Here is a 23,789-nt window from a genome sequence, read left to right as displayed (position 1 = left end):
TTTTTATTTATAGTCAGGAATTGCTAGCGATCTGACTTATCAACAAAGTACTTTGTTTCCGTCTTCACTTTGGTAGTAGAATGACGATGTTAAGTTTTATGTTTCACTAATCAAAAGGCATAAAACCTCTAAAAATAAAAGCTATTAATTTTCCAAACTTCTGCAATAGCTTACAAACTAGAAACCGGTAAAGAGAGGATTTGACACAATGGCATTTGTACAGCCCCCACTACCCTTTGAAAAAGATGCTCTAGAGCCTTTTGGCATGAAAGCTGAAACTTTTGAGTATCACTACGGCAAGCATCACAAAGCTTATGTAGACAACCTCAACAAGCTCACTGAAGGTACAGAACTTGCTGATAAGTCCCTGGAAGAAGTGATTAAAACTTCCTTCCAAGACTCCTCTAAGGTGGGAATTTTCAACAACGCTGCCCAAGTTTGGAACCACACCTTCTTCTGGAATTCTTTGAAACCACAAGGTGGTGGCACACCCACAGGTGAACTCGCAGCCAAAATTGATAAAGATTTTGGTAGCTTTGACAAATTCAAGGAAGAGTTCTCTAACGCGGCTGCAACTCAATTCGGCAGTGGATGGTCTTGGCTGATCGATGATGGTGGTACGCTGAAGGTGATCAAAACACCAAATGCAGAAAATCCCCTAGCTCATGGTAAAAAGGCACTCCTAACCTTGGATGTTTGGGAACACGCCTACTACATTGACTATAAAAACGCCCGTCCAGCGTTCATCAAGAATTTCCTAGAAAACTTGGTAAATTGGGACTTTGCTGCTGAAAACTTGGCTAAAGCTTAATTACTTGGCAGTTTTGAACTGGCTGCGATGTACTTTAGCCAGCTACTTTGCAGCTACGTAGCTTATGCCAGATATGTAAAGTAAAAATAATTCACTTAACACCTTTGTCAGCAGTCACGACAGTAGTCAGTCAAGTTTTAATTGATGGGTAAGCGATTTCGTAGTAAGGACTTTAGTCCTTATTTCCTAAGCACTTTAGTGCTTACTACAAACCCTGAAAACTAGCTTGACATTGTACTAGTATCGTGACTGTTTTTGGTTAGGTCTTGAGGGGATGGTGGAGAAATCAAAATATAAAATATATGGATAGCAAAGAACTAGCGCAATACATCGAAGCAACGAATAGCATCTCTAAACCTTGGGTATTGGTACAACTGCGTCTCAAAAAATTGCAAGAGCGTCGAGCCACTCTGACAAACGATGTTTATACCAAAGAATTAGAAGATATTTACCAAGACTTGATGAAATTAGGTGAATGGTGGCGCGGTATTGAAGATGAGGTATTTTGAGGTATTTTAAAGTGAGGAGTTATGAGTTATGAGTTATGAGTTTTCCTAACTTTTAACTCCTAACTCCTAACTCCTAACTTAAAACGCAACCTGATGGCTCAAGCTCTCGATCAAGTCGATTACGATACTCTCGATGCTGCAAAACGACGCTTCATCGATGCTGCAAAACGCACACTTGGCTTTGCAAGCGCTTATGGCATCGTCCCCGCGTCAGGTCTGGGAGCAAGCGCCAACGCTTTCAGCTTTAACCTCGCTCCCTTTCTGGAGGTGGGGGCTAGAGAACTTTCGATGACACTTGTGCCGGAAGGACTAGGCACCGCAGATGATACCCGCCCTGACGATCTTTCCGAAGAAGAACTTCGACGATTCTGGTGGAATATTGGTATCAAGATTATTTCGTGTCTGACGAACGATGCCGCAACTTCAGGTATGCAGACTATACTTCTCGGTCTTTATCTGCCTTCGAGTACTCCCGAAACAATTTTTACCCCCGCTTTCCTTGATGGGTTTCTGGATGGAGTAGTTGAGGGCTGCAAACGAGTGGGATGTGTGTATCTCTCAGGGGAAACTCCTCAACTAAAAACCAAGATGATTCCAGGGCGGCTCGATATCGCCGGCTCGGTTTTTGGGGTTATGCCCCCTGGTGTCGCTCCTATTGATAGCTCGCGTCTGGATGTCGGAAATACTATTGTTCTCGTCGAAAGTTCGGGGCCGCATGAGAACGGTTTTACCCCACTACGAAAGCTTGCTGAGTCGCTCCCTGATGGTTATAGAACAAAACTTCCGAGTGGGCAGGAGTTCTGGGAAGCGATGAATGCTGCTTCGTATCTCTACACGCCCCTTGTACAGGCAGTGCTTGGCGAAGGAATTCGTCCCACGGCGATGGAGAATATCACTGGTCATGGCTGGCAAAAACTGATGCGGTCGGTGAAGCCGCTTCGGTACGTTATCGAAACAATGCTCCCAGTACCAGAGATATTTACATTTGTTGAGAGTCATCTTGAGGGCGGGGCCGAGACGATGCTTTCGGTGTTCAATTACGGTGCAGGATTCGCATTCTATACAGAGTCTGAACAGGATGCAGAGAGAATTGTCCTACTTGCAAGAGAACATCAACTTTCGGCTGCGATCGCTGGAAGAGTTGAAGCGTCTCTTTCCCGCGAGGTAGTGATAGAACCCCTTGGAGTCACCTTGAAGGGAGATTCTTTTGGAATTGCGCGAGGGGTATAATCCAACCCAAGCGTAGGCATAGCCCGTCGTAGACATCGCTGGTTTTATCGAAGTTATTGTAGACTCAATTATGCGATGCCTGCGGTGGTAACAGAGCGGCTGGTGAGCATCTCGGCTTCGCTCGATGGAGCCGGAGTCGAACCGTGTCGTACCACACTCGCTCCGCGAACGTGGAAGCAAGCTACGCGCAGCGTCTGTCTGCGACACGCTGCGCGAACGTAGAGAAGTGCGGGCTACGCCTACGCTAAAGTCATAAAAAGCTGTAATTACTGAGATAAATAATATTTTTTACACACAAAAGCAATTTACATTTCAGGCTTATTAGAGATTATTACTCTACTAAACCTTTATTTTCTAAGTCATGTAACACAGATGCTATAGGCACATTTATAAAATTTTGGATGTAATATTTACTACCACTTAATCTAAAAGTAGTGCTAATCACCCATGACCACTGAGATTAAGATTTGCTAACGTAGTCTTAACATATTGAAAAATTTGCTGAGAAAGTAGCAGCCGATACTAATTTTTAGTGTTGGTTCTTTCTCATCCAGAGATGTGGCGTTTTGGTGTGTTAAGAATATATATTTTCTTCAGAGGGGGTTATGGTTGTAAATTTGGCCCGTACTACAACTTCGGCAGAACTTTTAAAGCAAGTATTCCGTAACATTGATGCACATAGTTGTCCAAAGTTATTCAACTTTCACATGCACACTGTCTTCTCGGATGGCAAGTTGCAGCCGAGTGCATTGATGGAGCAGGCGATCGCTATTGGGTTAAAAGGGTTAGCTATCACCGATCATCATGGTATTGTCGGCTATCAAGCGGCCCTTGCTTGGTTAGAAGATTGGAAGTGGAATAATCCTCATGCAACCACTCCTCACCTGTGGAGTGGCGTGGAAATCAATGCCAACCTTTTGAATATAGAAGTTCACATTTTGGCTTACGCTTTTGCAACAGAACACCCTAGTATGAAACCCTATCTGCAAAGAAGGCCGACTACAGGGCAAGAATATCAGGCAAGTAACGTGATTGCCGCTATTCATGAAGCTGGGGGATTGGCAGTTCTGGCTCATCCAGCTCGTTACAAGCGATCGCATTTCGACTTGATTCCAGCGGCGGCAGAAAAGGGCATCGATGGCGTGGAAACTTTCTACGCCTACAATAACCCTAACCCTTGGAAACCCAGCGTATTGGAATCAGAACAAGTGCAAAAGTTGGCTGATGAATACTTTCTTTTCAATACCTGTGGTACTGATAGCCACGGTTTGAGTCTGCTACAACGCTTGTAAAGATGAATCAATTTTTTTAAATCTCCTGGTTCAATCTGCCAGGAGGTTATCTTTTTTTGGATGCTCAATAGTCAATTTGTTTTATTAGAGTTAATTTCAAGAGATTGAGAGGCTATCTTGATTGTCTCTTTGGCAGCTTTTTCCTTACGTTCGCTATAGCGGTCTGTGAGATAATCAACTTTGTCACGCAATAGCAAAGTAAATTTGTAAAGTTCTTCCATCACATCGACAACGCGATCGCGGTAGGGCGAATCCTTCATAGTGCCGTCTTCATGAAACTCCTCGTATGCTTTAGCCACTGAAGATTGATTCGGGATAGTAAACATCCGCATCCAGCGCCCAATAATTCTTAATGTGTTGACAGCGTTGAAAGACTGAGATCCGCCACTCACTTGCATCACAGCCAGAGTTCTCCCTTGAGTCGGGCGAACGGCTCCGATACTGAGCGGAATCCAATCAATTTGGTTTTTCATAATGCCAGAAATTTGACCGTGCAGTTCTGGACTAGACCAAACCTGTCCTTCTGACCACAGGCTTAATTGGCGTAACTCCTGCACCTTTGGGTGGCTGTCAGGTACGCTGCCGTAAATCGGCAGTTCGCGGGGATCGAAAAACTTTACCTCTGCGCCAAATTCTTCAATGATGCGTGCTGCTTCCTCTGCCAAGAGGCGGCTATAGGAACGCTCGCGCAGGGAACCATACAAAAACAAAATTCTGGGGGAACGATCAAATGTCGTCATGGTAATTGCTTATTCTCCTCCAACTCTCGCAATTCAACATCAGATTTGTATGTTGGATTTTCTATATACTCAATTAGTTGAGTCACCCGTTTTTTAATCTCATCGCGGACTCTAGGAAAAATTTCTGGTTGCTCTGCTGGATCGTCTAACTGCCAGTCTTCAAATACTTCTCGCATAACCCACTCTGGCGGCAAATTCACGCCACAGCCACACAAAGAAATCACTACATCAAAGTCTTTCGCTTGAAAATCACTGAGGGGTTTGGAGTGTTGAGCGGTAATGTCGATACCAATTTCTTTCATAGTGGCGATCGCTTCCGATCTGACCTGACTTGCTTCTAAACCAGAGCTAATCACTGCAATCTTTCCTTTACCAAGAGTTTTAGCAAAACCTTCCGCCATTTGGGAACGGGCAGAATTCTTTTTGCAGACAAACATCACACGTTTCATGGTTCAAATCCTCTGAATAATTTGACTAAATTTAAAAGGTTTTCGATTCAGATGGCGAAAAATAACGTTTTTCAAACCAGAAAGCCACATTAACCAGACCAATCAATACAGGCACTTCCACCAGAGGCCCGACAACGGCGGCAAAAGCAACACCCGAATTAATGCCAAATACTGCGATCGCCACTGCGATCGCTAGTTCAAAATTATTTCCTGCCGATGTAAACGCGACACTTGCGGCTCTTGAATAGTCCGTCTTAACGCGCCAAGCCATGTAAAAGCTGACCAGAAACATGATGAAGAAGTAGACGATCAACGGAATTGCAATCTTCACCACATCTAAGGGGATCTGAACAATCAAATTCCCTTTCAAGCTGAACATAACGACGATTGTAAATAATAAAGCAATCAGTGTGATGGGGCTGATTTTAGGTACAAATTCCTCGTGATACCAATGCTTACTTTTCACTTTTACTAAGAAGTAACGAGTGAAAAATCCAGCTAAAAAAGGAATACCGAGATAGATAAACACACTTTTAGCAATCTCAGCAATGCTGACATTAACAACACTGCCTTGTAAACCAAATAGTGGCGGCAGTACAGTAATGAAAAACCAGGCATAAGGACTATAAAAGATGACTTGAAAGATACTGTTAAAGGCAACCAATCCAGCCGTATATTCTGTATTACCTCGTGCCAAGTCACTCCACACAACTACCATTGCAATACAACGGGCTAATCCAATCAAAATCAATCCCGTCATGTATTCTGGATAACCATGTAAGAAGATAGCTGCCAGAGCAAACATCAAAATTGGCCCAATAATCCAATTTTGAATTAGTGAAACACCAAGAATTTTTCCGTTGCGAAATACATCCCCTAATTCTTCATAGCGCACCTTGGCTAAGGGCGGATACATCATCAGAATTAACCCGATGGCGATCGGTATATTGGTTGCTCCCACCTGGAACTGATTGATAAAGGCTTCTACTCCAGGAAAGAAATAGCCTAAACTAATACCGATCGCCATTGCTAAAAAAATCCATAAGGTTAGGAAGCGGTCAATAAAGGAGAGGCGTTTTGAAGTATTTTTGTTCATGACAATTAACCCCATACATGAATGCAGGAGCTTCGAGCAGGAATTTCAGATTATTCAATCCAACATCCAAAATTGAAAATCTAAAATTCGTGAGTTATATCAAGAGTATATATCTATCATTTCAAAAAAAGTTGATTTGTCAATGCCTATAAAACTAAAATTAAACAAAATATTACAAAAAAAATTGATGAGTATTTAAGGATCGCAGGGGGGACGAATAGGTAATATGGGGCTAAAGCGGCGGAATTCTGCTAAATACTGCTCTAAGACAGCAAACTGCGGTAGATTGAGGCTGTAGTAAATCCAGCGCCCTTCTTGACGAGCGCGAACTAAACCCGCTTCTTTCAAGGTTTTGAGGTGAAAAGACAGTTTAGACTGAGTGGTTCCCAGATGGTCGCACAGGTCACAGACGCATAGTTCTTGAGAGCGCAGCAGTTCTAATACCTTAATCCGTAGGGGGTCAGACAGGGCATGAAAGCCAGCAGCGATCGTATCAGGAGTGAAGGTGCTATTAGAAGCCATCAACTTTTCTTGAAGTATTTTTTTATGGTAAAGTCTCAATCATCAGTTAAACAATACCTTAACTAAAAAGAAAAAGTCAGTCTATAGTCGATTCTTAGTTGGAATCACAATCATTGAGAAATAGGGTACTTCGGCTGGATCGACTTCATCTAGAGGGATGATACGTTGCTGTGATGTTGATGCCCGCTCAATATATCTTGCTCGTGACGCTAGCCCTAATTTATGCAGGATATCTCGTACTTTGGTAAAGTGACGACCTAGTTTCATAATTGCGGCTGCATCGGTCATCAGCAGATGTGTTGTCAGTTCTTCTGCTGGCAATGGGGCGGGTAAGACTGTGAGAATATCAGTGTAGTAGGTGAAAGGTACACCCAAGGCTACCGGACAAGCCATCAGCGAGGAAACTCCGGGGACAACTTCTGTTTCGTATTGGTCGCATAACCGCGTGAACAGGTACATAAAGGAACCATAGAAAAATGGATCGCCCTCGCATAACACTACGACATCTCGACCGGCTGCTAAATGGTCGGCGATTGGTTGAATTTCGTTGTCATAAATAGACTTGGCCTTTTCCGGTTCCAAAGCGCGGGGGAGGTGAAATAGTACCTCGATTTGATTGCCAGGAAGATACTGCGCCACGATCGCTCTAGCGATACTTTCTTTATCTGTGGCTGATTGATAGGCTACCACTGGAGCCGCACGTAATAGCCGCAGTGCTTTCAGAGTCAATAGTTCGGGATCGCCTGGACCGACACCAATTCCATAAAGACGACCTTTGGGTTGCATATTCATTCTTCCTCCGTTGCCAGGGCGTTAACTGCTGCTGCCGCGATCGCACTTCCACCGCGCCGACCGTGTAAGGTTAAAAATGGTACATTTCTGCTATCTGCTGCCAGTGCGGCTTTTGATTCCGCTGCACCGACAAACCCCACTGGAAAGCCTAAGATAATCGCAGGTTTAGGCGCTCCTGCATCGAGCATTTCTAACAGTCGGAACAGGGCTGTGGGCGCATTCCCAATTGCAATTACTGAGCCTTCCAGGTGCGATCGCCATAATTCGAGAGCTGCCGCCGATCTTGTAGTACCCATACGCTGGGCAAGTTCTGGCACTTCTGGTTCGTTAAGGGTACAGATAACTTGATTGTTTGCAGACAACCGCCGTCTGGTAACGCCATCGGCAACCATCCGGCAATCGCACAGAATTGGCGCTCCATTTGCCAGTGCTGCCCTTGCGGATTGTACTGCTATTGGTGAATATCCCAAGTCTGTTACAATATCCGTCATCCCACAGGCATGAATTAGACGCACAGCAACTTTTGCTACATCTGGTGGCAGCACATCTAGCTTCGCTTCTGACCGGATAATTGCAAAGGAATTACGGTAAATTTCGTTGGCATCTCGGATATAGTCGGGCATTAAATTTGGGATTTTAAATTTTGGATTGACATATAAAAATCAAAAGGCTTAGATTGCCAACTTCTCTAAAAACTTAGGAATCTTGTTATTCACAAATGATTGAGGAAAAATATTAAATAATTGCTGTAATTGTGCCAGTGCAAATCGATTAGCAAATTTCCCAAAGGACTCATCAGAATTTAAGCGTTGAATTTTATATACATATAGCATCCGCTCTATTAATGCAGGTAGTTCGGCAAAAGTTACATATTGATATAGTTCGCGTCCGAATTTCTGATTGCTGTCACCAACATAAACGTGATAGCCTTCCACGGTTGTATTTTCAGCCTCAATGCTGACACCGAGGAGAGTAATATCACTATTGCTATGTTGGGCACAAGATTTTTCACAGCCGCTAAAGTGGATATTAACTGGGTAATCGAGAGTAACGCGAGTTTCAAGATATTCTGCCAATGCCAACGCATGACTTTTTGTGTCAGTGGCAGAAGCGGCGCAACCCTTTTTTCCAGAACAGGCAACTAATCCACCTTTGATATTGGTTGCAGAGGAATCTAATTCTAATAAAGCAATTTCAGTTTGGACATTAGCAACCCATTGCTGAGGAATATCTGTAAGGAGCAAATTTTGCCAAGGGGTTAGCCTGAGAGTTCCACTACCATATTTTGCTGCTAAATCTGCTAAACCCCGCATCTGTCTACTTTCCAATCGCCCAAGCGGCAATACGACACCAATGTAAAATAAGCCTTGCTGACGTTGGGGATGGATGCCAATATGCTGATATTTCGTATCTGACCTCTCCCCCAACCCCTCTCCTACAAGGAGAGGAGAGAATTTCTCCCCCTTCCCTCGTAGGGAAGGGGGTTGGGGGGTTAGGTCTTTTCTGATTTCACTGCATAAAAGAGAAAAAGGTAAACGCTGCTCAACTTCCTGAAGATAATTTTCACAACCCAAAGTATTCAATAACTCTCTTAGACGTAGCCGTCGCTTACTCGTAGGATGACTATAAGTTAGATAGACATCCGCCAAAGCTGCTAAGACGGGCAAACAGTCCTCTGGTGATAACAAAATTCCCGTATCGCTGGGCGGTTGACCCTTCTTGCCGACACTGAGATAGAGGCGAAAGTAAACACTACCATCAACTAAGACAGCTGCAAAGGCGATATCATTCAAGCGATCGCACACCTGAATTATCCCACCACCATCAAAGCAAACGCTAAATTTGGCCGACAGTCCCGAAAGCGCCGGATGTTCTGCAATATAATCATCCCAACCTTGGACAAAGGGGCGAGTGTCGATTAATTCTTGGGGATCGATACCAGCAGTTGGACTGGTCATAATATTGCGGATTTGGTCTACAACAGTATTGTCAGAACCCAATCCCATATTTTGTAGGTACTTCAGAACCTCAGCATTTATCCCCGTGCGGATTTCACGAACTTGCAGGTTAGCTCGGTTAGTCACATCTATATAACCGCCACCATGCTGTTCTGCTGTATCTGCGATCGCACGGCACTGCTGACTACTAATAATTCCACCTGGTATTCTAACGCGAGATAATATACCATCTGCGGCGGGAGTAGCATAAAACAAGCCAGGACAAGTGGCAAATCCAGAAACCAAACTTAGAACTCCTTCCCCGTGCAACGCAGGGAGTAGACGGTGAGTGTGTCTTGAGGACATCCTGAGAGTTGGCATTCTGACTTGGGTCATCCCATCACAGCTGCGGCACAGTCCCGGAATTTCACCGGAGTTTCCCAACTCCCAGCTTGAGTAATTTAGATTTTGTTGAGGTTATAGATTTTAACCAGACAATAATCCAGATAATTATCTTACATTACTATTGCGATAAATTTTAACTGAGCTTATCCACTAGCGATCGAAAGATATAGGGCAAGAATGGATCTAGTCTAAGTTGAGGTTTTTTCGTACTCATGCTTTTTTCTATTTGGTAAGAATTGGATACGCGTAAAATCGTAGTGTTTTTAAACGCAGACGCACGTAGAGGAAGGAACTTCTAGTGAAAAAAATATCCCATCCCTGCGGGACGCAAAGCGTCCCTACCTACACAGGTTGGGGTTTGAGTAAATCTGTTTTGGTAACAAATTCACTGAATGTACTTGCAACCTGCTGCGGTAATGCGATGCCTGGAGTTTGTAATGGCAATTTGGGAAACAGTAATTCCGCAACTCGATAAGCTTCTTCGAGATGGGGATAACCTGAGAAAACGAAGGTATCAATTCCTAAATCGGCATATTCCAGCATTCGCGCTGCAACTGTGTCTGGATCTCCAACTAAGGCAGTCCCAGCACCTCCACGCACTAAGCCAACACCTGCCCATAAGTTGGGGCTAATTTCTAGGTTTTTGCGATTACCATTATGCAGTTGAGCCATACGGCGTTGTCCTTCTGATTCCGATTGAGCAAACCGCTGATGTGCAGCTGCTATGGTTTCATCATCAACATACTGAATCAGTTCATTGGCCGCATCCCAAGCTTTTTGCGTAGTTTCGCGGACTATGACGTGCATCCGAATCCCAAAGCGAACTGTTCTACCTTGTTCTGCTGCTAATCGGCGTACCTTTGCAATCTTTTCGGCAACTCGATCTGGTGGTTCACCCCAAGTTAAATACACATCAATGTGTTTGGCAGCAACTTGGAGCGCCGCATCTGAAGAACCGCCAAAATATAAGGTGGGATAAGGCTTTTGTACGGGAGGAAATTGGAGTTTTGCCCCTTGAACTTGCAAATGACGACCACTATAGGTTACTTCTTCACCTTGCATGAGCGATCGCCAAATTGTCAAAAACTCATCTGTGAGTTCATAACGCTGGTCACGATCTAAGAAAATCCCATCTTTTGCAAGTTCTTTGGTATCGCCACCAGTAACAACATTCAGAATAATTCGACCGTTAGAAATCTGGTCAAAAGTCGCAGCCATTCTAACTGCCAAAGAAGGCGACATAATTGCCGGACGAAAGGCTACAAGAAACCGCAAGCGTTCCGTAACTGAAATTAATGAAGTAGCGACAATCCAAGTATCTTGTTTTTGTCCGGTACCAATCAACATCCCGCCATAGCCCAATTTATCAACAGCTTGGGCGATTTGCTGCATATAGGGATAAGTGGCTGGCCGCCTGCCGATTGTAGTACCTAAATAACGCTCATCTCCCTGTGTCGGCAAATACCAAAAAACTTCCATTTTCTTCTCTCCTGGCGCTATTTCTGGCTAATGGTTTCCGGTGTTATAGCTGCATATTGTTCGCTAGTCAGCATCGCTTCCTTAATATTTATGGGTTTAGGAATCACTTTTTCTTTGGCAAACAAATCGGCAATTTTCTGTTGTTTTTCCATGATTTCGGGTGTAATTGGTCTTAACCCGTAAGTTCGCCTTCCAACCATTGTTGTTAAAATATCTTCATCAATTTTGAGGTGAGGAATAGTCAGTTTTACAACTTCTGCTCGGTTTTTATCAGCCCATTGCCCTGTGTTATCTATCTCCTCAAGAACTAATCGTACTAATTTCGGATTTTCTGTGGCAAATTTTCGCGCAGCCAGATAATATCCGCCCTGAGTAGAAATGCCACTAGCATCTCGCAAAACACGAGCATTGGCCTTTTTTTGGACCACGGCTAAATAAGGGTCCCAAGTTACCCAAGCATCTATTTTGCCTTGAATAAAAGCATCACGAGCTTCTGAAGGGGGGAGGCTAATAGCTTGAATATCACTATATTTCAAACCAGCCTCTTCCAAAGCCTTTATTAATAAGTAATGGGAAGCAGAACCCTTTTGAAAAACTACTTTTTTACCTTTGAGATCGGCTAAAGTCCGAATCGGTGAATTATTTTGGACGATAATCCCGCTTCCTTTACCAGTACTAGGTTTATTACTAGCAACATAAACTAAAGATGTGCCAGCCGCTTGGGCAAATATCGGGGGAGTCTCGCCTACAGAGCCAATATCAACCCTACCCACATTCATTGCTTCCATCAGTTGTGGCCCGGCGGCAAATTGCGCCCATTCTACAGAAACACCTAAAGGCTTTAAACGTTTTTCGATCAATCCTTTAAGTCTGAAAATATCCCCAGAACTTTGATATCCCATTCGGACAACTTTGGTTTTCAACCCAGTGGTTTGATTTGCTGAATTTGGGATTTGAACTGAGCAACTGATTAAGGTTGTTGAGATTGTTAATAATCCAGGTAAAAGGAATAGTGAAAAACGTTGGAAAATCTTAACTTGTGGCTGTTTGAAGGCGGGAATCATGGACGTGATACTTTGTTTTTTATTTGCTTTTGACTAGTCGTAGAGGCGCACATTTGTGCGCCTCTAATGTTCTATTGCTCGTAACCTAAAGATTTAGACTTTTTGAAGCTGAAGGTTCTTTTGGAATAGTTCTTGAACATTTTTCCAAGCATCGGCGGCAGCTTCGACATTGTAGCTGGCGCGATGATTGCAGAAAAAGCCATGTCCTGCACCGGGATAACGGAAGATAGCATGAGTAATCTGATTTTTCTTCAATTCAGCCTCAATCTGTTCTGTATGTTCTAAGGGGATTCCCTGGTCATCAAGACCAAAGAAGGCGTAAATGGGGCCTTTAATCTCTGGAGTGCGGGTGATGGTTGGTTCTCCACCGCCGGGAGTTGAGTTGGGAATCCCGCCACCATAGAAGGAAGCTGTAACTTTAATATCTGGTAGAGTGGCAGCTAGATAAACGACGTGACCACCAAAGCAGAAACCAATAGAGCCGATCGCATCTCCTTGTACATTTGGTAAGGTTCTTAAATAAGCGATCGCAGCTTTAATATCACTCAATATTTCTTCTGCTGTTGTCTGCTCCTTATATCCTCTCCCTTGCTGAACATCTTCAGGGGTATATCCACCCTCAAAACCGGGAGCAGTGCGTTGAAATAAAGTCGGTGCGATCGCCACATAACCCTCTTTGGCAAATTTCTCAGCAACTTCCCGAATGTGAATATTAACCCCAAAAATTTCCTGAATCACAATCACGGCTGGGAAGGTTCCCTTTTGGGCTGGTTCAGCTAAGTAAGCATCAATTTGCAAATCTCCGTTAGGGACTTTCACTTGAGCAGTGCGAATTTCTGTGTTTGTCATCTTAGGATTAGCCTGTAATTGCTTTCAGGACGCGATGTTTTATGGTAATTTTTGTACAATACTACTTAAAATATATCGATTTTCCGTAGTTTTAAGAGTAGTATTTCACAAACAATGTGCAAAGGCAAGTCCTTTGATTTAGAGATGTAGATGAATATAAGACCATATCAAGAATCTGATGCTGAATTAGTCAGTGCTTTGTGGGATGAGGTGTTTCCTAATAATCCATCGCACAGCAGCCCAAAATTGGTAATCAGTCAGAAGCTTGCTGTACAGCCTGAGTTGTTTTTCGTTACCGAGATTAACTCTGTAATTCTAGGCACTATCATGGCAGGATATGACGGGCATCGCGGTTGGCTATACACAGTTGCAGTCAGTCCTCAGTATCAACGGCAGGGCATTGGTAGCAAGCTAGTGCAGCACGCAGAGAAGGTATTGATAGCGATGGGATGCCTCAAAATCAATCTCCAAGTTCGTGTCTCCAACGCAGAAGCAGTTGAGTTTTATAGAAAACTTGGCTATCTCATTGAAGAACGCATCAGTATGGGAAAGCTTGTCGCATAGATGTTTAGTGAGTTTGAACAGAAAAACTTTAGAAATACGCCAGTATTACGGCAAAAGGTGATTGTAGCGTTACCAAATTTAACCCAAATTAGGAGAAAAATTTATGAAGCTTAATGCAATTCATCATATTCAAGTAACCTATCCTTTTGAAGTAGAGGAAGCAATGCTATCTTTCTACAGCGAAGTTTTGGGACTGACTGAAATTGCCAGATATGATCTCATCAAAAATGATTCAGGAGCGTGGTACAAGTTGGGAGACATTGAACTGCACGTTAGTAGAGAGAAAAACGCCAATAACCAAGCATCTAGACGACATTTTTGTTTCCAAGTCGATAACTTGAACGCCTTTGAAGAACACCTAAAAGCGCATGGGATAGAAATTATTCCCGATCGACGACCACTTCCAGGATGCGTGCGGTTTTTCCTCCGAGATCCCGGTGGGAATCGTATAGAGATTGCAGAGTTTGTTAAGAGTACTTTTGCACAGCGACAAACAATCGATTTAGTAGCCTGAAACCCTTACTGTAGAAACAATCGACACCATTCAACGAAATTATGACGGTTTTCAAGGTTCTGGTGAGTGGTGTCGATGAGTTAAATAGATTTGGAAAAAGAGCATAGCATTTTACCTATGCTTGTCAAGATTTTGTCAATCTGACTCCTGTTAGCGCAGCGGGGCGTAGCCCATTCTGAATTCTGAATTCTTTTTCAAATCAACAATTTTCTCCTGATGTTTCACACGCACCAATACTCACCCAGGTGCTAGAACCGTCTTGCCAATGTTCTTTCTTCCATATAGGGGCATTGTGTTTGAGCGTATCAATAGCATATTGACAAGCTTCAAACGCCTCACCCCGATGAGGAGAACCCACAGCTACTAAAACGCTGATTTCCCCAACTTGCAAACGTCCAACACGATGATAAATCGCAACTCGATTCACATCAGACATAGATAAGCGAATATCAGCAGCAATTTGATAAAATATCCGCAACGCCATCGGTTCATAAGCTTGATACTCTAGAGCAATCACAGGTTTGCCATCGGTTTGATTGCGAACCATACCACTCATCACAACCACAGCACCATTGGCTGGATCGTCAGATTGTGCGTAGATTTCTTCCAGAGATAATGGCGCAAAGGTAATGGCAAAAGTATCTTCGGCTCTTGGTTTAACAGCAGAGGTAAGTGTGGTTGTCATAACTGCGTTGATATTATATAGGTTTTTTCTATTGTCTCTGAAGAAAGCATTACTAGTCTATGTTGAGTGGCTTTAGTTAATGCTTGTGGGCAAAAGAGGATTTTTGAAGTTGATAAATTTTGTTGCTTATCAGGATAGCAATTAAAAGTTAAAATTCTCTTGCCATAGTAAAAGTAATTTTATTTGTTAGCAAAAAATGATTGTAACCAAAATATTTTAAAATCTGTTTATAATCACCAAAATTCACTGTTATCCCCCTTAAGACATATTATTATAATTAAAGCAATCAAGTTATCTGCTTGTTCACTTATTGCAATAATCCAATAGTGATTTGATTGAGCTATCAAGTGCAGGCAAGGCTGAATTGCCCAGAAAAGTCTATGTGATATTTGGTGGCAATGCTTACCTACAGAAAGCGCTACAAATCCACGTTTATTAGTAACACGAGGGCAAGTGGTCATTCAGCAATAGTTAGGAACAATCTAATGAAATCTTTCGTGTGTAACAAAGAATCAGCGAGGCTTGAGGCTCTGCATCAGTACCAGATTCTGGACACTCCACCAGAAGAAGCATTCGACGATCTAGCATTTTTAGCCACACAGATTTGTAACACACCGATCGCCTTGATTAATCTAATTGACGCTAACCGTCAGTGGTTCAAAGCCAAGGTGGGGTTGGATGTACCGGAAATGCCACGAAATAAGGGCTTCGGCTCTATTTGCATGGAAAGTGGTGAAGTTTTGATTATTCCCGACACCTTGGCTGATAAACGATTTGCGATCAATCCCCTAGTTACTTCTGCTGAATTTGGTGCGAGATTTTATGCTGGTGTTCCTTTGTTAGCACCGGGAGGAGAAGCGATCGGGACTCTGTGTATAGTCGATCGCGTACCACACCAAATCAATCCCCAACAAGTGGAAGCATTGCAAACTCTTAGCCGCATGATAGTTAGACAACTAGAGAATCGGCGCAACTTAGTTGAACTGGCAAGCATCAAACAGGAGTACAAGCAGGTACAAGAAGCATTACACCAAAGCGAATCTATTTTGGACAGTTGCAAACAAGTAGAACAACAAATTCACGAACAAGCAGTAATGTTGGATCTTGTCAGTGATGCAATTTTCGTGCAAGATTTGTCCAACAAAATTTTATTATGGAACAAAAAGGCTGAAGAACTTTATGGCTGGAAATCAGAAGAAGCTATAGGCAAACACTTCGATGAACTTTTATCCATTGAAGCTTTGGCACAATATTTAGAAATTTATCAAACTGTCTTAAAGAATGGCTTTTGGCAAGGTGAGTTACATAAAACCAGCAAATCTGGAAAGAAACTGATCGTTGAAAGTCGCTGGATGCTGCTCGAAGATGAGCATTCTCAAGTCAAATCAATTCTTACTATTGATAGTGATATTACCCAGAAAAAACAATTAGAAAAGCAAGCTTTACGTGCCCAACGCATGGAAAGTATAGGCACTCTTGCTAGTGGCATTGCTCACGATTTAAATAATGTGTTGTCACCAATTTTGATGTCAGTGCATCTGCTCAAAGCAAAAAACCGCGAACCACAAATTAATCAGATGCTATCAATAATAGAAAGCAATGCTAAACGTGGTGCTGATTTAGTTAAGCAAGTGCTGTCATTTGCCAGGGGAATCGAAGGCGATATCCAAGGACAAACCGCTACGCCTCAACACACCGTGCTTCAAGTCAAACACTTGATTTTAGAAATACAGCAAATTATTTTACAAACATTTCCCAAATCAATTACAGTGTACACAGAAATTCAGGAAGAATTGTTACCTATTTGTGCTGATAGCACCCAACTGCATCAGGTATTAATTAATTTGTGTCTCAATGCGCGGGATGCCATGCTTACAGGCGGAACTTTAACAATATCTGTCGAGAATATTTGGATTGATGAAATTTATGCAAGTATGCATATAGGATCTAAAGTTGGTGCTTACATTGCCTTGACAGTTGCTGATACAGGATTGGGAATTAGCAAAGAAATATTAGATAGAATATTTGAACCATTTTTTACGACAAAAGAGTTAGGGAAAGGTACAGGGCTTGGGCTATCAACAGTAATATCAATTATTAAAGAACATGATGGTTTTATTACTATATCAAGTTGTGTAGGCGAAGGGACAAAATTTCAGGTTTACTTGCCAGCAGTTAATCAAGTTCCAATCCAGTTTTTACAAGATATAGAAATCCCAACGGGATCGGGAGAATGCATTTTGGTTGTAGATGATGAAACTGCGATTCAGGAAATTACTAAAACATCCCTAGAAAACTATAATTACACAGCAATTACTGCTGGTGATGGCATGGAAGCATTAGCAATTTACACCGAGCATCAAGAGAAAATTAGTGCGGCAATTATTGATATAATGATGTCCAAGATGGATGGAGCAACTACCATTCGCACATTGCAAGATATAAATCCGCTGTTGCCGATTATTGCTGTGAGTGGACTAGTAACAAGTGAGCAAGTACCGCTCGATAAAACGGCTGAGTAGTATACAGCCTTTTTATCTAAACCTTATACAACGCAAGAATTATTGAAAACCCTACATGCAGTTATTAGTCATTAATCTGCATTATCTAGACGATCGCAGTCATATCTACCTTTAATCTCTTGATTGAAAAAGCTGCCAATTGAGTCCGAGGAATGTAAATCTTCCCAAGTATCCTCGTCTACGCCTAAGTACTGATAAACCGCTCCACTTTGAAACTCAACTTGCAAAATCTGTTCGTTGCGATCGTAGCCTACAGCCATAGCCATTGATGAGACAACTGGTAGCATGACAATTGGTTCTTCTTCAAAGGGTAATGCAGTCGTTTCGGCAATCGCTTCGTTGAGTTCTTGCAATCCTTCATAAGCTTGTATCGGTGCCGGAATTTCCAAAAACTCTAGTTCGTTGCCTCGGTCGAGCAACAACTGCAAATATCCATCAGAATGAGCGATCGCTACTAAACTGCTCAAGTCTACCTTAGATAGCTTCATTTATTTTGTACTCTCCTATTGGCGTAGTCGGGAGTGGTAAAGTTTTATGCAATACTTAAGCGTTTTTATAGTACTAATATACTATAAAAACGCTTTGCCGTCAAGCTTGCTAGAACACTAATTAAAAAGAGGTAAAGAAGATGTCAGAACAGACCTTTATTCAAACCGACTTTGAGCGATCGCTGGACATTGAGCAGTTTCCTGGTGCTAAGTTTTTCCCCCTAGCCGAGCCTGTATCGCAGGGTTCAATACATCTGCTAACAATGAAGGCGGGTACAACGATTCCCATTCATACTCATCCTTGCGATGAGTATGTCTATGTGATGAAAGGAGTTGTAGAAACTGGGGGAAAGAGTTGTTCTGGTGGAATTTTTTGGTTCACCCCAGCCCACACCCAACAAGGCCCCCACATAGCAATCACTGATGTAGAAATACTCACGATTCGGCTTGGGCCAATGGGCGTGTTTGAGTCATCAGCCGCAGATGCGCCTTAGCCGCAGAAATCTTTGCTTTGTTAGGGGAATTCAAGAGGCGAATTGAAAAACTGCATAAATGTTCAACTCGCCTCAGTTACGTACTTGAAAATTTCAACCAATCTTTTCTGTGTCTGGACTTAACTGAGTCTCTATTGCTGTTTGTATCACTCAATTAGCTCACCCTTTTGGGTGAGTCATAGATCAACCGATCAGATGACCTGACTGAAGGAAGTTGAGATTAATAATAAAGAGGACTCTATTAGTAAGGAATACCGATTGCATTTTACCTAAATATAACTTATGAAACTTACTAACTTAATAAATTCTGCACTGATTTTTGCTTCTATCACTCTTGTACCTGGAATCGCTGGCGCTCAAACAGCTACTACTAACAACAGTGAAACAATAGCTGTTAACTCTAATAATTTATCCACGAACTCGACTTCTGCGAATTACCTCCAGCCTTTGAATCTAGTTACTTTTGCTTATCAAGGAGGTCTGCAACAACATGGTATTCCTAGCGGAGAAGCGCTAGTACTTAAAACTCTGAATAGAAATATTCTTGCGAAAGATTTGGTTAAAGCTGCTGTGAATGCAGATAAATTACCATCACAAGTTTTAAACGATCAAAATTATTTAAGCGCTGTTAATTTAGAACTCAACGTATTGCCAGATTATGCAGCTGCTGATTAATTTGGTTTTTCTTATATCTTTTGAGAAAGCTAAGTTTTTCAGTATGGTATATTTGTATGCTTCTTACTAAGGATAAATAAAAGCCTTTTATACATAGCGATCGCTGTGTATTAAAAGTATATAAGAAAGTTTGATATTGAAAAATAATTTCTAAATTTTGACATAAGTTGCATTTATCCTGTGCTAAAGCCATAGAAAATTGTATAATCGACAGCTTATCGAGCAAAAATTTCTATAGAGAATGACAGAAGTAATAAGATCCGGGGGCCTAAATAATATTGAGTCCATTGAGTTTGAAGAGCAGTGCTTAGAAAAAGCCAGAGAAACAGGCGATCGCAATGCAGAAGTCGTTTCTTTAGCAAGTTTGGGCAATGCTTACCAGTCACTAGGTGAGTACCACCTAGCAATTGAGTTTTATCAGCAATGGTTAGATATAGCTAAAGAAATAGGCGATCGCTTAGAAGAAGCCAAATCTTTATCTGGGTTGGGTAACGCTTACCAATCACTGGGCAAATACCAGCGAGCGATTGAATTTTATCACCTGTGGTTGAGTATTACCAGGAAAATAGGCGATCGCACTGGGGAAGGTATTTGCTTAGGAAGCTTGGGTAATACTTATGAATACCTGGGTAAGTACGAGCAAGCGATTGAATTCTATCACCAGTGGTTGAGTATAACCAAGAAAACAGGCGATTGGACTGGGGAATGCATAAGCCTGGGAAGTTTGGGCAATACTTATGAATCATTGGGATCTTACCAACTAGCAATTGAGTTTTACCAACAATGGCTAGGGCTGGCAAAATTCATCAGCGATCGCAATGGTCAAAGCATGGCCTTGAGTGGATTGGGCAGTGCTTATAAGGCTTTAGGAAAGTACCAAAGAGCGTTGGAGTTTTATCAGCATTCATTAGAGATCGGAAGGGATCTTAATGACCCAAATGGGGAAGCAAATGGCTGGTTTAATTTGGGTTTGGTATTAGAAAAAATCAATCGAGAATCAGAAGCGATGGATGCCTTTTGCAATGCTCGTGAAATTTATCACGCAATGGGACTCGATGCCAGCCTGCAAGATTGTAACCATGCTATTGAGTTTCTTTCTCAAAAAATTGCAAGCGCAGCATCTACTTTCTGGTTGAGGAGATGGTTAAGTCATTTGTCGCAGTCGATCAAAACTGGTTCTAAATAAAGAGTGCTAAGTTCCAAGTTAAAAGACCCTTTTAATTTTAATTCACTCAGGACTCACCAGGATACTTATTGAATACTGCAACTGAGTTATGGCGATCGAAGGAAAGCACAGAAAACGGGTCTTTTCGATTCCCCATTTCCATTCCAGGAGTGCCTACAGGCATTTGAGGAACAGATAAACCAACAACATTTGGCTTTTCTTGAAGCAGACGTTTGATATCGCCTGCTGGAACGTGTCCTTCGATGACATATCCATTAACAATTGCTGTATGGCAAGATGACAAGTTATCCGGCACGTTGTACTTTTGTTTGACTGTTTCGATGTCAGGTGTAGAAAAATCTGTGATTTTAAAACCCTGTGTCTTTAAGTGCTCAATCCACCCGCCACAACAGTTACAATCGGGACTGTGATATACAGTGGCATTTAGCACTGTTGATTTTGATGGTGTCTGTTGCTCTTGGATGTACCTAGTGGTACTTATCAGTTGAGCATTATCTGCAACAGAAGTGGAAAAAACAGCTTGAGCATGACTCATAGGAGCAGTGCTTCCCAAGATACTCAACACTCCTAATGTTAGAACCACTATTTGCACAGTGGCAGGCATCAAGATGGGAAGTAACCATTTTTGCCAGCAATAAATCAATTGTTTGTGCAACATCTGATACTTCCTTACAACATTGCTTCCAAAACACTCTGCGCTTACCTTGCGCCTCTGCGAGTTTAAAAAGACTACGATTTTACATAAAAGAGATATGAGTAAAATTAAATATGTGTTACCCATAACCCTGGTATAAACATAGCAGTGCTACGTCTCTACATTCATTTTTGCTCATATCTCTAAAACTGTACTATATCCTATAAAGCAAAAGCGATTCCTTATTAGTCATCATATTTTCATGAAAACAAATGGAGCAATCGCTTTTCTTGAGGCGATCTCTCATGATTGATCTTTTTGTGGCTGGTCACTTCAAATACTGTTCGGTTAAGAGACGCGATGAATCGCCGTCTCTACAATAATCAGTCTTTCGTCTTGATGGTGATTTATCGCGTCTTTGCGATTTATAACTTTCATCAAAAAACCTTAACCGAACCGTATTGAGTTCACTTCTATTCTGGCTTTTTGTGCCAATGCCCATCATCGCCTTTTTCGTAATCGCGCTTTACCGCACTCCAAGCGACTCGAAAGGCACGTTCTTCTCCACCATATTGTTCTTGAGCGCTGTTAAATGCAGCCCGAAAAATTTCTTGGGCGTGTTTGGGTAAATTTTCTTTGACTGAATCTGGTAAGTCTGCAATTTGTTTGTAAGGCATAACTTTTATTTCCCCAGTCTCATGTTTGTCCTTTGCTTTGGGGTGGAAAGCTATGTTTGATACTGACGAAGGCAGTATCAAACTTTGGAAGTTTTGAAGAGTTTAAAATCTTCATTAACAACGTATTGGTAACAGCGATCAATAAATTTTAATTCACTTAAATAATCAATCCCACCGACAACTGTAGCAATTTTGCCAAAAAAATAAACGTCTTAAATAATTCGTAATTGAATTGTTAATTCCGAATTACGAATTACGAATTATTTATTACTTAAAGACGTGATGGTGTCAGCAGACTAATTGTTTGTGGTTTGAAACTCGATGCACTATCCCAATAATTAACCTGGTTAATATTCACTTTCAACAAAGCAATATCAGGTTCGTCTAGTCCTTTAGGAAACCAGGTTTGAAGTTCCGGCTTCCATAGCTCTCGCATCTTATTGCGGTCTTTAACAAGTTGTGCCGTACCTGAGATAGAAACGTATCGCTGCTGTTCGGATGACGAGAAACTAATATTAACCTGCTCATAGTGTTCAATTTCAGTCACTTTCTGGGAACCAGCATAAGTAAAAAACCAGAGTATACTATCAGAGTTAATCTCACCACTCTTTGACATTGGGTAACTATGCAAGCTGCCATCATCATCGACTGTGGTAAACATACCATAATCAATATCTTTGATTAGCTCATGCAGTTTTTTAATCTGTAGATCGCGGTCTGTAGAAGTAGTCATTGTTTGTACTTTTTTCTCTATTTCTCTAATTTTTTATTGGCTGTAATTTGTGATGACAACCAGATTTAATGCTGATAAAGTTATTTTTCAGTATTAACCTTTTTAGTTTAAATTGCGTGAGCCTAAAGGTGTAATTATAATAAAAATAGCTTTTTTAGTTATATCTATAGAGATATTGGTTGAAAGTGACTTTACATTTCCCGGATTTCTCACCACACCTCGAATGGAGGAGTAATGAGTAGTAAGTAAGGAGTAATGAGTAAAATTCTTAACTTATTACTTATTACTTATTACTTATTACTCATTACTTATTACTTATACGCAAAGCAGCTTGTGAGAAATGCGGGATTTGCGATCGCCACTCATGACTTGTTATTTGCGTATTAAAGTATTAAAATTTACGCAGCAAAGTATTTTTACCCTAAAATGTTAAAATTATACCTTATGAATGAGCCTCTTCAACCCATAGCAGGAGTATCACTTTCCATTTAGCGTCTACTATAAGCAACTAGGAAATAAAATTGCAGGATATCTGCCTTTTAAATTATGGACTGGAAATACAGGTGGAAAAATGGTTATCGACCAAGCCGAGACGAAGCAGCAAAAAATCCTCATTTGTTAGATGAGAATCAGTTCGAGAACGAACAAGACCGAAAGCTTGCTGAAGAAACTACAAGGAAGCATTTGGGCGTACCTGCAGCAACTTTAGACGAAGATAAATCAATACTACCTCATGCGGCTTCGCCTAATGAAAAGGTTTAATACTAACGATATAGGCATTTTTTGCCTATATCTGCTCTATACTATTATCAAGTTTAAAAAAATGCAGATTTCTCAACTTTTCAGTCGATTAAATAATAAAAAATTTAGTAAGTTACTCAGTCAGACAGTAGCTTTAGGCTTAGGCGCTATCGTTCTATTTTCAACTACTAATGCTAATGCTGCCGAGCAAGTTGTTTTAAAGTATGGTACTTTTCAGGGGCAAATATCGGTTGAAGAATTAAGTCAGTTTACAGAAACTGGCAAGACTACCCCAACATTAAGAGCTTATCTAGAGGCGGCGCAACAAGATCCCGCAGTAGCTCGTAAGGCACTGAAAGCACCAATAAAAGCTGATGCTGCCTTTTTAAATAGCTTACTGTCTAGTTGGGCTGGGCCAATTTTAGTTAACCAAATTGGTGAGGTAGTTCATCCTCCAGCAGGAGAACTAAATCAGGAGGCATTGCGAAGCGCTTTAAGTACATCTATTCAACAAAACGGTGAAGTTACACTACTTGGAGCCATTCAAAATTATCCAAATACTTCTGTTGAACTTGAAGGAGATCGTCTCATCTCTGTTTATGAACGCCTTAGCAGTCTTGCAGAACTTTTATAAGAATTACTTACAGACAATAATGATTTGTTTAGTGTCTCAAGAGTGATAAATTTTAGTCACTATTAGG

At 41.6% G+C, this 23,789-nt stretch carries 26 protein-coding genes, 1 pseudogene and 1 riboswitch; of the genes and pseudogenes, 12 read left to right on the top strand and 15 right to left on the bottom strand.

Going from position 1 to position 23,789, the window contains the following annotated elements; translation table 11 throughout:
* The first annotated feature begins 208 nt into the window (after positions 1 to 208).
* The 4 genes from V7K84_RS23685 to V7K84_RS23670 all read left to right on the top strand — a co-directional run bounded on the left by V7K84_RS23685 (position 209) and on the right by V7K84_RS23670 (position 3,842).
* Positions 209 to 811: a superoxide dismutase gene (locus tag V7K84_RS23685; RefSeq protein WP_322671464.1), complete on the top strand. Its 603-nt coding sequence runs from the start codon at positions 209 to 211 to the stop codon at positions 809 to 811.
* Between the two features lie 302 nt (positions 812 to 1,113).
* The gene (locus tag V7K84_RS23680; RefSeq protein WP_099099470.1) at positions 1,114 to 1,320 is read left to right on the top strand and encodes a hypothetical protein; all 207 of its coding nucleotides are present in this window, start codon (positions 1,114 to 1,116) and stop codon (positions 1,318 to 1,320) included.
* Between the two features lie 93 nt (positions 1,321 to 1,413).
* Positions 1,414 to 2,550 carry an AIR synthase related protein gene (locus tag V7K84_RS23675; protein ID WP_334841633.1) on the top strand — a complete coding sequence of 379 codons (1,137 nt, stop codon included), beginning with the start codon at positions 1,414 to 1,416 and terminating at the stop codon, positions 2,548 to 2,550.
* A 605-nt stretch (positions 2,551 to 3,155) separates the two neighbouring features.
* Positions 3,156 to 3,842: a PHP domain-containing protein gene (locus tag V7K84_RS23670; RefSeq protein WP_334841632.1), complete on the top strand. Its 687-nt coding sequence runs from the start codon at positions 3,156 to 3,158 to the stop codon at positions 3,840 to 3,842.
* A 71-nt stretch (positions 3,843 to 3,913) separates the two neighbouring features.
* Here V7K84_RS23670 and arsH read toward each other — a convergent pair whose 3' ends face one another.
* From arsH to V7K84_RS23620, 10 genes are all read right to left on the bottom strand, one after another.
* Complete coding sequence (arsH, locus tag V7K84_RS23665) at positions 3,914 to 4,582, bottom strand: arsenical resistance protein ArsH (protein ID WP_334841631.1); 669 nt, start codon at positions 4,580 to 4,582, stop codon at positions 3,914 to 3,916.
* Positions 4,579 to 5,031 carry an arsenate reductase, glutathione/glutaredoxin type gene (gene arsC, locus V7K84_RS23660; protein ID WP_334841630.1) on the bottom strand — a complete coding sequence of 151 codons (453 nt, stop codon included), beginning with the start codon at positions 5,029 to 5,031 and terminating at the stop codon, positions 4,579 to 4,581. The genes arsH and arsC overlap by 4 nt, the downstream gene beginning before the upstream one ends.
* 31 nt (positions 5,032 to 5,062) lie before the next feature.
* Positions 5,063 to 6,127: an ACR3 family arsenite efflux transporter gene (arsB, locus tag V7K84_RS23655; RefSeq protein WP_334841628.1), complete on the bottom strand. Its 1,065-nt coding sequence runs from the start codon at positions 6,125 to 6,127 to the stop codon at positions 5,063 to 5,065.
* A 195-nt stretch (positions 6,128 to 6,322) separates the two neighbouring features.
* Positions 6,323 to 6,649 (bottom strand): ArsR/SmtB family transcription factor, encoded by a 327-nt coding sequence (locus tag V7K84_RS23650; RefSeq protein ID WP_334841626.1) that lies wholly within the window; start codon positions 6,647 to 6,649, stop codon positions 6,323 to 6,325.
* 81 nt (positions 6,650 to 6,730) lie between these two features.
* The gene (locus V7K84_RS23645) at positions 6,731 to 7,435 is read right to left on the bottom strand and encodes a precorrin-2 C(20)-methyltransferase (RefSeq protein WP_094350610.1); all 705 of its coding nucleotides are present in this window, start codon (positions 7,433 to 7,435) and stop codon (positions 6,731 to 6,733) included.
* Between the two features lie 2 nt (positions 7,436 to 7,437).
* Complete coding sequence (locus V7K84_RS23640) at positions 7,438 to 8,064, bottom strand: precorrin-8X methylmutase (RefSeq protein WP_334841625.1); 627 nt, start codon at positions 8,062 to 8,064, stop codon at positions 7,438 to 7,440.
* Between the two features lie 48 nt (positions 8,065 to 8,112).
* A complete protein-coding gene (gene cobG, locus V7K84_RS23635) occupies positions 8,113 to 9,744 on the bottom strand; it encodes a precorrin-3B synthase (protein WP_442940987.1) in 1,632 nt (543 codons plus the stop codon).
* 1 nt (position 9,745) lies between these two features.
* Positions 9,746 to 9,829, bottom strand: a riboswitch (adenosylcobalamin-variant (AdoCbl-variant) riboswitch).
* 296 nt (positions 9,830 to 10,125) lie between these two features.
* Entirely contained in the window at positions 10,126 to 11,262 is a 1,137-nt protein-coding gene (gene ssuD, locus V7K84_RS23630) for an FMNH2-dependent alkanesulfonate monooxygenase (protein ID WP_334841623.1), read from the bottom strand.
* 17 nt (positions 11,263 to 11,279) lie between these two features.
* A complete protein-coding gene (locus V7K84_RS23625) occupies positions 11,280 to 12,326 on the bottom strand; it encodes a sulfonate ABC transporter substrate-binding protein (protein WP_334841622.1) in 1,047 nt (348 codons plus the stop codon).
* Between the two features lie 93 nt (positions 12,327 to 12,419).
* Positions 12,420 to 13,175, bottom strand: a complete 756-nt coding sequence (locus tag V7K84_RS23620) for a dienelactone hydrolase family protein (protein WP_334841621.1) — start codon at positions 13,173 to 13,175, stop codon at positions 12,420 to 12,422.
* A gap of 150 nt (positions 13,176 to 13,325) precedes the next feature.
* On the opposite strand from V7K84_RS23620, the gene V7K84_RS23615 reads away from it, so the two are divergent.
* On the top strand, positions 13,326 to 13,739 hold the full coding sequence (locus V7K84_RS23615; RefSeq protein WP_334841620.1) for a GNAT family acetyltransferase: 414 nt from the start codon (positions 13,326 to 13,328) through the stop codon (positions 13,737 to 13,739).
* A 103-nt stretch (positions 13,740 to 13,842) separates the two neighbouring features.
* The gene (locus tag V7K84_RS23610; RefSeq protein ID WP_334841618.1) at positions 13,843 to 14,253 is read left to right on the top strand and encodes a VOC family protein; all 411 of its coding nucleotides are present in this window, start codon (positions 13,843 to 13,845) and stop codon (positions 14,251 to 14,253) included.
* Between the two features lie 199 nt (positions 14,254 to 14,452).
* Here the strand turns inward: V7K84_RS23610 and V7K84_RS23605 are convergent, their stop codons facing one another.
* A complete protein-coding gene (locus tag V7K84_RS23605) occupies positions 14,453 to 14,938 on the bottom strand; it encodes a molybdenum cofactor biosynthesis protein MoaE (protein ID WP_334841616.1) in 486 nt (161 codons plus the stop codon).
* Positions 14,939 to 15,498: 560 nt separating this feature from the next.
* On the opposite strand from V7K84_RS23605, the pseudogene V7K84_RS23600 reads away from it, so the two are divergent.
* Positions 15,499 to 17,535 (top strand): annotated as a pseudogene (locus V7K84_RS23600) (hybrid sensor histidine kinase/response regulator); the annotation flags it as partial.
* Here V7K84_RS23600 and V7K84_RS23595 read toward each other — a convergent pair.
* Positions 17,532 to 17,948, bottom strand: coding sequence for a KTSC domain-containing protein (locus V7K84_RS23595; protein WP_322662161.1), 417 nt, complete (start codon positions 17,946 to 17,948; stop codon positions 17,532 to 17,534). The pseudogene V7K84_RS23600 and the gene V7K84_RS23595 overlap by 4 nt on opposite strands.
* Positions 17,949 to 18,088: 140 nt before the next feature.
* Between V7K84_RS23595 and V7K84_RS23590 the strand changes: the two genes are divergently transcribed.
* From V7K84_RS23590 to V7K84_RS23580, 3 genes are all read left to right on the top strand, one after another.
* The gene (locus tag V7K84_RS23590) at positions 18,089 to 18,442 is read left to right on the top strand and encodes a cupin domain-containing protein (protein WP_334841613.1); all 354 of its coding nucleotides are present in this window, start codon (positions 18,089 to 18,091) and stop codon (positions 18,440 to 18,442) included.
* A 282-nt stretch (positions 18,443 to 18,724) separates the two neighbouring features.
* Positions 18,725 to 19,117 (top strand): hypothetical protein, encoded by a 393-nt coding sequence (locus V7K84_RS23585; RefSeq protein ID WP_334841612.1) that lies wholly within the window; start codon positions 18,725 to 18,727, stop codon positions 19,115 to 19,117.
* Between the two features lie 241 nt (positions 19,118 to 19,358).
* On the top strand, positions 19,359 to 20,303 hold the full coding sequence (locus V7K84_RS23580) for a tetratricopeptide repeat protein (protein WP_334841611.1): 945 nt from the start codon (positions 19,359 to 19,361) through the stop codon (positions 20,301 to 20,303).
* A 46-nt stretch (positions 20,304 to 20,349) separates the two neighbouring features.
* On the opposite strand, the gene V7K84_RS23575 is transcribed toward V7K84_RS23580, so the two are convergent.
* From V7K84_RS23575 to V7K84_RS23565, 3 genes are all read right to left on the bottom strand, one after another.
* Positions 20,350 to 20,961 carry a DUF411 domain-containing protein gene (locus V7K84_RS23575; RefSeq protein WP_334841610.1) on the bottom strand — a complete coding sequence of 204 codons (612 nt, stop codon included), beginning with the start codon at positions 20,959 to 20,961 and terminating at the stop codon, positions 20,350 to 20,352.
* A 449-nt stretch (positions 20,962 to 21,410) separates the two neighbouring features.
* Positions 21,411 to 21,614 carry a ChaB family protein gene (locus tag V7K84_RS23570; protein ID WP_334841609.1) on the bottom strand — a complete coding sequence of 68 codons (204 nt, stop codon included), beginning with the start codon at positions 21,612 to 21,614 and terminating at the stop codon, positions 21,411 to 21,413.
* Positions 21,615 to 21,885: 271 nt separating this feature from the next.
* On the bottom strand, positions 21,886 to 22,347 hold the full coding sequence (locus V7K84_RS23565; protein ID WP_334841607.1) for a pyridoxamine 5'-phosphate oxidase family protein: 462 nt from the start codon (positions 22,345 to 22,347) through the stop codon (positions 21,886 to 21,888).
* 546 nt (positions 22,348 to 22,893) lie between these two features.
* Here V7K84_RS23565 and V7K84_RS23560 point away from each other — a divergent pair.
* A complete protein-coding gene (locus V7K84_RS23560) occupies positions 22,894 to 23,109 on the top strand; it encodes a bromodomain-containing protein (protein WP_334841605.1) in 216 nt (71 codons plus the stop codon).
* A 61-nt stretch (positions 23,110 to 23,170) separates the two neighbouring features.
* The gene (locus V7K84_RS23555) at positions 23,171 to 23,722 is read left to right on the top strand and encodes an alpha/beta hydrolase (RefSeq protein ID WP_334841603.1); all 552 of its coding nucleotides are present in this window, start codon (positions 23,171 to 23,173) and stop codon (positions 23,720 to 23,722) included.
* The last annotated feature ends 67 nt before the right edge of the window (positions 23,723 to 23,789 follow it).

Source organism: Nostoc sp., assembly GCF_036917315.1.
Lineage (GTDB): Bacteria > Cyanobacteriota > Cyanobacteriia > Cyanobacteriales > Nostocaceae > Nostoc.
This window is presented reverse-complemented; position numbering and strand designations above follow the sequence as displayed.